This window comes from Candidatus Kaistella beijingensis (assembly GCF_020084865.1).
GTDB classification, from domain to species: domain Bacteria; phylum Bacteroidota; class Bacteroidia; order Flavobacteriales; family Weeksellaceae; genus Kaistella; species Kaistella beijingensis.
Map to the genome: position 1 here is coordinate 1,498,723 of NZ_CP071953.1, position 12,484 is coordinate 1,511,206.

A 12,484-nucleotide genomic window follows, 5' to 3' on the forward strand; every position below is an offset into this window, starting at 1 on the left:
ACGAAACTTCAACACTTAAACTATTTTTTAACCGCGGTTACAACTTGCGCTTCCTGTTTGGCAATGTTGTCGAAAATTTGGGTAAAAGCTGGGTAATATTCTTTCGGGAAAACCGAATCGTCCACGTTTACAATACTTTCGACCGTAAGTTTATTTCCCGCTTGAGTTACGAGATACGTATATTGCAGTGCACTGTCCTCGGTTCTGAATTTTTTAGATTTTGGCACGTTTTCAAATACGTAACCTTCTGGTAAAGTAATGGTTACTTTCTTAATTTTATCATAAGCGGAGTAAAATTCCAGCGGAGCTTTGCGTGGTTCCTTTTGGTTGAAGTCGTGATTTTGGGAGTAAAGAAACAATAGCGGATTAAAAACCAACTTATTACCAATCACGTCCACAAAAGTATCGGAGGTAAAGTCGAAACTGGTTTCAAAATCATTGTTTTCCTGCAAACCGTGCTTTAAATTGGTGAGAGAAAATTTGTATTTGTCTTTGTATGTTTTTGTATAGTCCTCTTTATTTTCAAGATAATTTTCATTAACAACCATTGCGTAAAGTTTGGTGTCGCGATCCGAAAAATGTCCTTCGAAAGTTCCATCCGGATTCATTTTAGCATCAACCGTTAGAAGCGTTTTACTTGTGTCTGGATAGAAGATATCGATTTGCTTCATTTCCTTTTTACCAACGGCCAAGCCATAATAATTCAACGCTTTGGGTGCAATCATATTGATTTCGCTTTGTTTTACCGTCCCATCCAAAAGATAAAATTTTCCTTCATCTTCAAATGAAGCCAACACATAATTCAACTGCGCTATTGAGGGACTATAAGAAAGGAGCACACCTCTTTTTACTGTTGAAAGCACGACAGGATCTGCGTCGATATCTGCACTTCTCAAAAGCATGGTAAGCAAAAGATTGATTTCTGCCGTATTTCCGGTTTTGCTACTGATTAAATTCCTGATTCCTTTGTCGGTGAAGACATCGTCCTCCTTATTCCATGTATAATTTTTTTGAACGAATTTAAGAATTGCGGCGGCTTTTTCCATTGTGGGAAGCGCTTTGATTTCTGTTGGCAGCAATTCTTTTACCAGGCTTTGCTTTTTTAGTTGCTCACCGAAATCGTCATTTTCCATCAGTCTTTTTCGAACATCGTTCCAGGAAAGCGTGTACGATTTTAGCTGATTGTCAAAGACGGCAGAATTAAGTTCTGCTTTGATTCCGGTTTTATAATTTTCGTTGTTCTGAACATATTTCTCATCCTTGAAAGCGGGTACATTTTCATAACCAAAGCGGTACACCTCATATTCGCCGCCATAAATATTTTGAGGACCCGTCTCTCTGTGCGTTGGCGAAATACTTCCTTTGTAATTAATACTGTAACCAAGCGGTTTTGGTGTTTCGAAAACATATTCCACGTAACGGACAGGAATTTCCTCTTCGATCAAAACTCTTGGTGTAGAGCCTAAGAATGGGGTAAGAACTGAATAAGAGTATTCTACAACCGACCCATTTTTAACGTTCGGAAAAGCGAATTTCGTGATGTTGTAATTTTTATCTTCGGTTGATTTATACTTTTGATCGCGTTCTACCTTAGTCACAACAATTTTGCCACCTTCATAATTAAAAGTATTGGCTTTTAGGTTGCTCAAAGTTTCTCTACTTCCCTTGTTGTTATCATAGGTTTGTATTTCCTGATTCAAAAATTTGGAGGCGTTGTCTTTGTTGTAGATTTTCACACGATCAACCACATCTTTATATAAATAGCCGTTGTAATCAATCCGCATGTGGATGGATCGGTACAAAACTTCCGCAGGTGCATCTTGTTGAGCTGTTGATTTTTCGCTCTTCAAATCTTCTTCCGAGAGTTTAGGTGTATTAAGAAATTTGTGCTGTCCAAAGAAAATTCCGGAAACAAAAACAGGAATAAAAAGTAAACTTCTCTTGATCATAATTTGGTAATTAAAACTTTAGTGTAATCACTTCCAGCAGTCTTTTTTCTGAAGGCGACGTATTCTTTATACTTTTCAACGGGATAAATTCCCTTTTTAATGGTAAGAACTCTGTGAACTAATAATTTACCGTCTTTAAGGTTGTAATTAATGGTATAACTCCCGAACTCCGTGTTAATCTCGGAAGATTTGGGAATTTCCGAAAATTTGTATCCTTCCGGAATACTGTATTCAATTTCGTAGTCGTCTTGAAACGGAAAAGCGGTTTCAAAGGGAAGTTTTCTTTCATCATTTCCCGAAAATGTAACTGCACTGTAGTAAGGCATCACCGGAAAAAACAGGTCATTCCCGATTTTTTTTGAGAAACCATTCGCCTTAAAGTTTAAATCATAAACAATCTTAGCATCATCTCGATTATTCGTCAAATTCTGAATTTTGAGTTGATCGATTTTCAAGTGGTAATGTCTATTCTTTAACGCTTCCTGAATTTCGTCATTATTCATGGCGAAAAATTTTAGATTCATATCATATTGACCGCCAGTAAAAACAAAGTTTGCGTACGAATCAATACTTCCATCTTCGGCGAGTTTGATTTTTGCCATAATTTTTTCTTTGCTTTCTTCTGGTTTGTAAACTGGCGTATCGATGATTTCGATTCCGTTTTCCTTTACAGCAAGAACATTTCGGTTGTGTGAGGAATAAGAAAGATGATTAAAGGCAATCTTTTGTGAAGTATTTTCCAGCCATATCGTCTCTTTCTCGGTTGGAACCATCAAAATCACGTGGTTTCCAGAAAGTTTTGGGAAATCTTTGTCAAAACTGATTACAGACTCGTCATCATAAATCACCGCATAATAAGATGGAATTCCAGCTGCGGTAAGTAAAGTTCGCATATAATTTGTCAAAGCTTTACAATCGCCATAACCTTTTTTGCTTACTTCCGATGCGGGCATCGGTTGCCATCCACCAATTCCCATTGCAATTAATACATATCGCGTCTTGTTCTGCATGTACTGATAAAGGGCTTTAACCTTTTCAGAAGTTGTTCCCGATAAATTTAGAGCGGCAACTTCCGCCGAAATTTCTGGAGTAATACTTGAAACCGGATTAATAAGTTGGCTGTAATACCATTTTCCGAAAGAATTCCAGTCCGTTAAATCTCCCTGCTTTCCTGCAAGTGAAAATTTTTCCGGTGAAAACTCGACTTTTGGAAGCAGGTAATCTATACTTGGGGAAAGTTCTTCCTCTTTTAAGGCAGGAATATTTTCATAGGAATACTTCGACACATTTCCTTCTTCAGATCTCGAAACTTTTGCCAATGGTTTATCGCTGATTTTGGTTCGGATCTTAATCCCCGAATTGTTGGTAATTGTAAGTTCACTTTTCTGCAGGGCAACATCAAATGAACGATAGGGGAGAAAGTTATTCAGATAAACTGTATTTGAGGTATTGGTTTCATAAGAATATTTAACGGTATAAGGATAATTTGTAGCCACCGGTTTGAAAACCAAAATCCGGTCATCAACATAAAGAGCGGCACTTCGGTTATTGGTATAATCTGAAAAATCGCTTTTTCCAAATTTTTTGATCAATTTTCCGGAGGAATCGAAAAGTTCTACTTTGATGTCGCTCACTTTTGTCGTAGGATTATAGGGAATCGCGACCAAGGCAAAATCTTCACCTGCTTTATTCAAAATCGTGATGACTTTTGTTTCCTTAACCGTCATATCATTGACCGATTTCAACACATAATTTTCGGTGTTTTCACGAATGACCGCATTCGCATTGGCCAAAAGGTTTTCTGGAATTTCTGCCATACTGTAATTTTGGGTAAAACCGAATAGTGGCAGAATCGAAAATAACAATCTGTAGAGCTGCTTCATGTAATTTTAGACAGATGATGATTAAACAGCGTTCGGATCAAAAACCCTTTGAGACAATTCCTGGTCAAAAAGATACATCGCGGAAGGATTATCACAAACCATTTTTATTTTGGTAACGAGTTGTGATGCACTTGCTTCCTCCTCCACTTGTTCGTTTACAAACCATTGCAGAAATGAAACCGTTGCGAAATCACCTTCTTCATTCGCATTTTTCAAAATATTGAAAATACTTTGGGTGACGATTTTTTCATGTTCCAAAGCTTTTTCGAAAACGTCTTTTGCGTCTGCAAACACATGCGGCGGCTGATCGATTTGTCCTATGATGATTTCTGAACCCACATCATTCAGGTAATCAAACATTTTGTCGGCATGCATCAATTCCTCTTTGCTTTGAACACGGAAATAATTGGCAATCCCATCCAAATCCCTGGCGGAAAACCAGGCAGACATTGACAAATAATATTGTGCGGCGTATTGTTCTTTGGTAATTTGTTCGTTGATTAACGTGGCGATTTTTTCACTGATCATAATTTATCTCTTTTTTACCAAATATAAAGAATTTCCTTTGACAGCACAAAAAAAGCAGAGAAATAAAATTCTCTGCTCCCACTTAAAAATAAAAATTATGAACTTGTTATTTTGCCGGCATTTTTCTCATTTGCATATCATGCATTTTTTTGCCTCTTCTATCCATTTGCTCCTGTTTTTGTGCTTCCCACTTTTTGTATTGTTCAGGAGTTAAGATTTGTTTCATTTCAGCCATGTGCTGTTCTTTTTTAGCTTTCCACTGTTCCATTTTTGCTTTTCTTTCAGCTTGGATTTGTGGCGCTTGAGCTTTTCTTTCAGCCATTCTTTTGTCCTGCAATGCTTTTACTTGAGCAACCTGCGCATCAGAAAGCCCTAAATCAGCCTGCATTTTTTTCAAATGTTCTGCTCTCTTTTGTTCCATTTGAGCGGGATCTTTCTGCATCATTTTTCCATCTTGCTGTGCCATTGCGAATGTTCCGAAAACTGCGAACGCTGCGCTTAAAACAATTTTTTTCATTTTGTAAATATTTCGTTAGTATTGTTATTTGTCTTTTTGATGTACAAATTCAATAATAGTTAAATATTTGACTCATAAAGTTTTGTTAAAGCGGATAAGAGTTGCGAGATGCGGGGTTCGAGTTGAGATATTAAAACAATTCTAATTGAAATTTTTAAGAAAGTTAATAACTTTTTTAAATCAACTTATTTCATGCAAAAATTGATATCGCTAAGCCAAACAAGGCGTATTTTGTGAATGCAATTTTTAAAATAAACAAAGGCGTTTCAATTATTTTTGAAAAACAAAGGAATGGTTGTGAAAAAGTTCAACTATATTTTGCAATAGTTTTCCTCACAATTTCTGCTGTTTCATCTGGAAAATTTACTTCAATCAGTTGATCAGATTCTACCCAATTTTTGAGTTTTTCGTCGAATTCGCTTTCTTTCCAAATGATGGGAACTCCTAATCTTTCCATACTCAAAGCGTTGCACTGTTGCTCATATTGATGATGCATCGGAACTGCGAGAACTTTTTTACCGAGAAACAAAGCTTCAGCGGGACCTTCAAAACCGCCACCTGTTAATAAACCGGTACAATTTGCCAAAGAATTTTGAAACTTTTCATTATTAACAGGAAAAACTTCTGCATTGAATTTTTGATAGTGTATCTTAGAATGTTTCGAAAAAATCTCCCATTTAGAATTGGGAATATTTTTAACCTTATCTAAAATAAATTCGTCGGAATAGGCGGGAAGATAAACCGTGTAATGTCCAAGATTTTGGGTCTTCAAGTTGCGGATTTCACCTCTGATAACGGGAGTATGTATAAAATCATCATATCTTTCAAAATGAAAAGCAACGTGATTTTTTGCAGGAGCATAATTATTCATAATGAATTTTCCCCAATGAAAACCTTGCAATTGAGGTGTTTTCGGCGAAAGATAAGCTGATTGATGACTCATTGCGACCGATTTCTTTCCTTTCAATTTACAAGACCACGCTGTAACCGGCTCGAAATCATTGATAATCAAATCATAATCTTTTACCGGAAGATTTTTTACGTCTTTAATAAATTGCGTCGAGTGAAACCTGTTCCAGGTTTCTTTGAAATCTACACCGCCTTTATTCCCGAAAACAAAACTAAAACCATTGAATTGATACTTCACCTCGTCCTCCAAACCAACTTCGGCTTGAGTTCCGCTGATTAACAAATCAAGTTCGCCATGTTTTTTTAGGTGCGGAATAATTTCCCGGGCCCGACTAACATGACCGTTTCCCGTTCCTTGGATGGCGTATAAAATCTTCATCTTACAAAACTAATTTTAAAATGCTGTTTCACAAATCTTTAAATAAGAATTAATGATTAATTAAAACTGAAACAAAAAAGAAGAACAAATTTGCTCTTCTTTTTCGAAATTATTTAGCTCTATTTTTTTCCTTTCGCCTTTCCGTTGTTTCCTTTGATATAAAGGTGACTTCCGTCGTTCAATTTTTTTCTTCTTTCATACTCCTTCATCGATTTTGAATTTACACCGTTTGCTTGAGCTTTTTTGATGTTTTTGTACTTTTGGTTCTGATATTTCTTGTAGTTGTTTTTGTTTCTGTTGTAAACTGCTACAGGATTTTGACCTTTGTAATATTTATTTTTAAACTTTACATATTTTTCACTTCCCATGATTTGCGCCATGGAATTATAACGGTCGGTTCTCCATCGATCGGGATTGTTGCCATAAACTCTGTTCCATGAATTGTAATCAGGATATTGATTGTTGAGCGCCATCAACTGATTTTGCTGCGAAGGCGACAATAAAAGCGATGCCACAACATCCGTCCAATTGATTGAATTGATACTGTTTTGATAATCGTTATAATAATCTGATTGCGAATATCCGAAGGTGAAAAAACCTAAGCTTAAGAATGTGATTAACTTTTTCATTTTGATAATTTTTTTAATTTGGTAATAAGGTGGTTTCCATTTTTGTGCCAAATTGGGTTTTTACCTGAATTGAAAAAGAGCAGTTCCATCACTGAAACTGCTCTCCATCATTATTAACATTAAAAAAACTAAAATTATTGCGAAGTCAATCGCATTCCAGGAGTTCTTGTAGAGTTTTCCTGTGTTCTGAATCCGGGACTTAAATTTCTTTGTCCGTCGGAATTGTTTTCTATTTTTCTTTGAGGAGCTGAATTTCTGATGGAATTTTCTCTCGTTCCTGAATCATTGTTTCTAAAACCACCATTGCTTTGAGGTACAGTTGATTCTCCTCTGAAACCGCCGCTTCTTTTACCGCCATTATTAATTCTTGGTGAAGAATCGCTTCCTGTACTATTTTGGTTGGAACCATCTCTGAAACCGCCACTTCTTGTACCGCCTTGATTTAGATTTCCATTATCTCGAAAACCTCCTGTTCTTGGTGTATTGCTGTTATTATAGGTTCCATTTCCACCATTACTTATATTGTCTCTGAATCCAAAATTCTGTCTAGGATTGTTTTCATGATATTCCTTTCTGTCAATTCTATAACGGTTTACATTAATGTTTCTGTATCTCGGAACGATGTAAATATTGGTCGCATAATGCTGTCTTCTGTAATTTTGATAATACACCACCGGATTGTAGCCTCGGTAATAATTATTTTGGAAAACGATGAAGATTCTCGGTCCTAAAATTCTCTCCAATGCATAGAATCTGTCGTAATACCAACGGTCCGGATTGTATCGGTAATAATTATCCCACGCTGCAAATGTTGGAAACATATCATTCAACATCATGATTTGATCGATTTGCCACGGTGAAAGTCGATATGTCCTAAAGAATCTGTTCCAATTGATATCGTAGATACTTCGCTGATAATCATTGTAGTAACTTTGATAATAGTCGTTGGTATAATAATCAGACGGATATTGGTAATAATAATCGTCAGGAAAATAATATTCATCATCATAATCACTATAATAACCACCGTTATTATTGTTGCTGTTCGGATAATAATCCGGATAATTCTGTGCGGAAATCAATGTCGCAAAAAACACCGAAAGTCCCAAAAGTATTTTTTTCATAATTAGTTGCCTGTATTTTTATTTGCATGATGCAATCGCCATTTAATGTGTTTGATTTAACAAAACTTTTGACAGCGATTTCATTTTATTTAAATCTTTTTAAAAGTTCAGTTTAAATGATTAGAAAAGCGTGCCAAATTTTATTTAAAAATTCCTCGAATCGCCTTTCAATAACGGATTTACATTAAAACTCTATTTCTTTGATTCAAATAAAAAAAGGAAGTTAAAACTAAAGCTCTAACTTCCTTGAAAATTTATTTAATAGATTGATAATCAGATATCAAAAAAAGAAAAAAAATCAACCAAATAATTTGAATTTTTTTAAAATATTTTAAAATTTAATCTGCTATTTTTATTTGCCACATAGGCACATAGAATACAGCATTTGTGCAAGAAGCTTCAATTTAAAATAGAAAAACGCTGTATACTATCTTAATTTAAACATAAAATCTATGTGACTATGTGGCTAAAAAATTAAACTCTATTCGAATCCGAAATCCAGGAAGCAATTTTGTTGTTGAAATCTTCTTTCGTTGCCAAATCTTCCAACTTCAAATGCATTCTGTATCTCCAATAATGCGGGAAAACTGCAGGTTGGTTGATTCTTTCGTCATCCATATTTGGATTCGTCAACTCATAATCCGTTGCCAAAAATTCCTGAAGCGGGAAAATCGCGAGCATCGATTCGTTGTAAAGATGCTGTTTCATGATGATTTCAGCCAATTCGGGTTCCAAATTCCACGGTGCAGTTCCGTATTGACCGAGTTGCTCATTGAAGAATTTCTGCGTGAAATTTCGATCTTCATGCCACCATTGACGAAGCGTTGAACTGTCGTGCGAACTTGCGGTAACCACATTCAGATAACCCGCATGTTTCGGGTTGTACCATAAAATGTTTTCCGACGGCATTCTCTGAACTTTCAAGGCAGTAATCGCCAATCTGTCCATGACTTGCGGAACGCAATCCGGAACGAGCCCTAAATCTTCGCCGCAAATCAACATATCGGTAGAATTCAAAATTACAGGAAGTTTCTCCATGGCTTTTTGATACCATAATCCGTCCTGTCTTTTGAAGAAATAATCGATGTACAAATCGTAAACCGCCTGTTTTTCCCAATCTGCAAGATATTTGTAAGAATCGGTTTTGTTGATGTTGAATCTCGGATGATACACATAATCGCCGTTTCCTGCGTCTTCCTGCAAGAAAAGCACGTTTGCACAAAGCGAAATCAATTTATCTTCCGCCCATGGATGTGGATATTCGTCAAAATAGTTTCGAAGTTTTCTTTGCGTATCAAATTCCTCTTTGAAACTGTAAGTTCCATTAAAATGGTTATTCATGAAGAAGTTGTGAATCGCATCTCTTTCGTCCCCAAAATAATCCCAAAGAATTTGGTCGTTGATATAAGGTTTGCAATATCTATCGTAATTAAACGGAATATTTCTCGCTGCAAATTCTTCCATTCTCACCGGAACTGCAGGGTAAAAATAGCCCAAAATTCCCTGTGTTGCACTCATCGGCATTCTCCAAATTCGGAAGAAACCGAGAATATGGTCAATCCGCATCGCATCAAAATATTGCTCCAAAGCTTTGAAACGATTTTTCCACCAACGATAACCGTCCTCTTTCATCGCCTCCCAATTGTAGGTCGGGAATTCCCAATTTTGCCCTAAATCCGTGAATTGATCAGGCGGTGCTCCTGCTTGAAAATCCATCCCGAAAAGTTCAGGTTCCGTCCACGCTTCCACGGAATATCGGTAAATCCCAATTGGCAAATCTCCTTTCACGGAAATTCCTAAACTGTGCATATAATCCACCGCGTCTTTCAACTGCAAATGCAATTGATATTGAACCCAGGAATGAAGCATCGTGGTTTCGTAATCTTTACTTTTTGTCGTAAAGAATGGAGCGATTTTTCCTGCGATGTATTTTTTATGGGTTTTCCAATCGTTGAAGTTGGGCGTTTTATATTTGTCGCGTTGAACACAAAAAGCTGCGTAAGGAATCAACCATTCTTCATTGTCTTTGATGAATTTTTTGAAGTTTCTGTCCTTTAAAATTTTGTCCTTATTCGCATCGAAAACAGCTTTCACATATTTCCATTTTCCTGAAATGATTTGTTCGTAATCGATGAGATTCAATGAATTCAGTTCTTCTTTATTAGCCTTAAATTCTTTAACTAAATCTTTCGGTAAAGCATAATCAAGGTTTTTGATGGATAGATATTGTGGATGAAGCGCGTAAACCGAAATCGCCGCATAAGGATAAGAATCCGTCCAAGTGTAATTTGCAGTCGTGTCATTAATTGGCAAAATCTGTAAAATGGAAAGGTTGGTTTTTTTTGCCCAATCCGCTAAATTTTTAAGGTCCGAAAATTCACCAACACCAAAACCGTTTTCCGTTCTCAAAGCGAAAACAGGAACCGCAACTCCTGCTGCATGATACAGTTCGTAAGACTTAAATTTGAAAAAATGGTCTGCTTTAATCTGCAACGTATTTTTTTCCACGTTCGGTAAAGCCCAACGATTGTCGCCGTATTCAATATCGAAAACTTCTCCCGAATCGGTATTCATCAAACCGTATTTGTACTGAATCATTTGATTGGTCGGCAATTCCAACGCGGCTTCCCAAATACCAAAATCGGTCTGAGCCATTTCAACCGCTTTCAACCATTCCCAATTTCCGAGTGCGTCGCTGTTTCCAAACATTACGACTTTCCAATTTGGATGATAAATTGGTGCTTCCAAACGGAAAAGGTGCGTATGTTTTTTCAGTACAGAAATTTTATCCGCTTTGAAACCGCTTAATTTATTTTTTAGAATTTTGTTGTTCAGATAATTTTCAGGGAAATTCTTTTTGTTCCACACGTCATAAATCACAAACTCGTTGTAATTGTGCGGAAGGTTTAAATGATGCGAAGAAAATTCCTCGTCTAAAATAGTTCCGCTTTCATCGGTCAATTGATATTTGTAGGAAATGGATTTGGAGAAATAATCAACTTCGCCATTCCAATTTCCGTTATCGGTGTAATTTAAAAAGTATAGTTTGTCTTCACTCCCTTCTTCCATCACCAAAATTTGGAGTTTCTCGCCCATTTTAGTGTGGAAATTAATGTTAAAATAAAGTTTCATTGATGTAATTCTTTAATGCGAATTTCGTGGCTGCAATTTATGAAAAATATGATGAATGTTTGGATATTTTAAGTAAAATTTCTAATTGAAATCAATAGTTTATATATTGATTTTCAAAATATTACAAACTTACTTTGAAAAGATGCGAAAAATCATAAAAAAACCTTCCCGAAAATAAATTCGAAAAGGTTTTAAACTCAGATGTAAACGAATTTTATTTATTCACATAAATCTTTTTATTAAGAATGACTTTTTTTGCGCCATTCAAAACTGAGACCACATAAACTCCTGAATTCAAACTGTTTAAGTCTATTTTCTGCGTTTTGTTCTTTTCAATGGAAGTTAAATTTTTCTGCATTACTTTAACACCTGCGAAATCGTAGATTTCAACAGAAATGTTTCCTGTAATTTTTGCATCTTCCAACTTGATATTGATGTAGTTTTCATCCACTTTTGTCGGATAAACATCCACTCCTGAATTGGCAAACGAACTTAATTTTTCGCCCACAACGTAAGGACTCGCCAAATCGTAGATCGGAATTTTTAATTCTCCTGCGATCGGTTTTGCCTGTAAATCATTCAACGTAACTTCATACATGTTTTCGCCGCGTGCACTTGCTACAACGACATTTCCCGCGGAATTTACCGCGGCTCCGTTTAAAGAATAATTTTGTGGAAGTCCCAAAATTTTTCCTAAAAATTTAGCATTCATGTATTTCGGAGAAACTTGAAATACATTTCCCGAAGCTGAAAAAACATAGAAATTATGGTCAGCAGCTGCAACCATATCTCCACCGAAACCTTTCGTCATTACTTTTAAAGAGTTTTCTCCGTTGGAAAAATCATCTTTAATTGCGCCTAAATCTGTTGAAATGTATTTCCCATCTTTTTTAGAAATCTTGATGAGTTGCGAACCGGAATTGCTCATCGCATAAATATTTCCGTCGTAACCTGTCGTCATTCTCGTAATGTGCGAACCATTGTCGCACTGCGAAGTTTTGATGGCCTGACTTTCCAGCAAAGTTATGTCTTTTGATTTTTGGTCTAGGACATAAATATTGGATGTAAACATCGGAATGTAAACTAGCTTTCCATTCAATTCGTCATACGCTAAAGCAGCCATCGAAATCGCTTGAGAATGATTCACCGTGTTTTTGTCTTCCGTAACATTTTTATTGAAAACCTGCGAAAAAACCTTTGGTGTAGATTCTGCTCCGAAAATAATATTTCCCGAAACCCCGTGTTGAACGTCCAAAGTACGGAAATCACTAAACACAATATTCTGCGAATTTTTTCCAGTAAGTGCGTAGATATCCTGTTGTGCAGAAGCGCAAATCGCAATGGACAACATTGCTAAAGAGAGTAGTTTTCTTTTCATAATTTAAATTTTTAAGGTGGTGATTTTGAGTAAACTAAATTAGGAAATATTTTAAT

Annotated in this window: 9 protein-coding genes; all 9 read right to left on the reverse strand. The window is 36.1% G+C overall.

The annotated features are described in order from the left end of the window. Positions 1–20: 20 nt before the first annotated feature. The 9 genes from J4771_RS06995 to J4771_RS07035 all read right to left on the reverse strand — a co-directional run bounded on the left by J4771_RS06995 (position 21) and on the right by J4771_RS07035 (position 12,428). The gene (locus J4771_RS06995) at positions 21–1,949 is read right to left on the reverse strand and encodes a DUF3857 domain-containing protein (protein WP_224134269.1); all 1,929 of its coding nucleotides are present in this window, start codon (positions 1,947–1,949) and stop codon (positions 21–23) included. Next, positions 1,946–3,832, reverse strand: a complete 1,887-nt coding sequence (locus J4771_RS07000) for a DUF3857 domain-containing protein (RefSeq protein WP_224134270.1) — start codon at positions 3,830–3,832, stop codon at positions 1,946–1,948. Before J4771_RS07000 ends, J4771_RS06995 begins: the two co-directional genes overlap by 4 nt. Before the next feature lie 21 nt (positions 3,833–3,853). Next, positions 3,854–4,360 (reverse strand): ferritin, encoded by a 507-nt coding sequence (locus tag J4771_RS07005; protein ID WP_224134271.1) that lies wholly within the window; start codon positions 4,358–4,360, stop codon positions 3,854–3,856. Positions 4,361–4,466: 106 nt separating this feature from the next. Then, the gene (locus J4771_RS07010; protein WP_224134272.1) at positions 4,467–4,877 is read right to left on the reverse strand and encodes a hypothetical protein; all 411 of its coding nucleotides are present in this window, start codon (positions 4,875–4,877) and stop codon (positions 4,467–4,469) included. Positions 4,878–5,184: 307 nt separating this feature from the next. Further along, a complete protein-coding gene (locus J4771_RS07015; protein WP_224134273.1) occupies positions 5,185–6,165 on the reverse strand; it encodes a glycosyltransferase family protein in 981 nt (326 codons plus the stop codon). A gap of 119 nt (positions 6,166–6,284) precedes the next feature. Next, a complete protein-coding gene (locus tag J4771_RS07020; RefSeq protein ID WP_224134274.1) occupies positions 6,285–6,794 on the reverse strand; it encodes a hypothetical protein in 510 nt (169 codons plus the stop codon). 134 nt (positions 6,795–6,928) lie between these two features. After that, positions 6,929–7,918: a hypothetical protein gene (locus tag J4771_RS07025; protein ID WP_224134275.1), complete on the reverse strand. Its 990-nt coding sequence runs from the start codon at positions 7,916–7,918 to the stop codon at positions 6,929–6,931. A gap of 474 nt (positions 7,919–8,392) precedes the next feature. Continuing rightward, positions 8,393–11,014 carry a 4-alpha-glucanotransferase gene (locus J4771_RS07030; RefSeq protein WP_224134276.1) on the reverse strand — a complete coding sequence of 874 codons (2,622 nt, stop codon included), beginning with the start codon at positions 11,012–11,014 and terminating at the stop codon, positions 8,393–8,395. Between the two features lie 250 nt (positions 11,015–11,264). Then, complete coding sequence (locus J4771_RS07035) at positions 11,265–12,428, reverse strand: T9SS type A sorting domain-containing protein (protein WP_224134277.1); 1,164 nt, start codon at positions 12,426–12,428, stop codon at positions 11,265–11,267. Between the last annotated feature and the right edge of the window lie 56 nt (positions 12,429–12,484).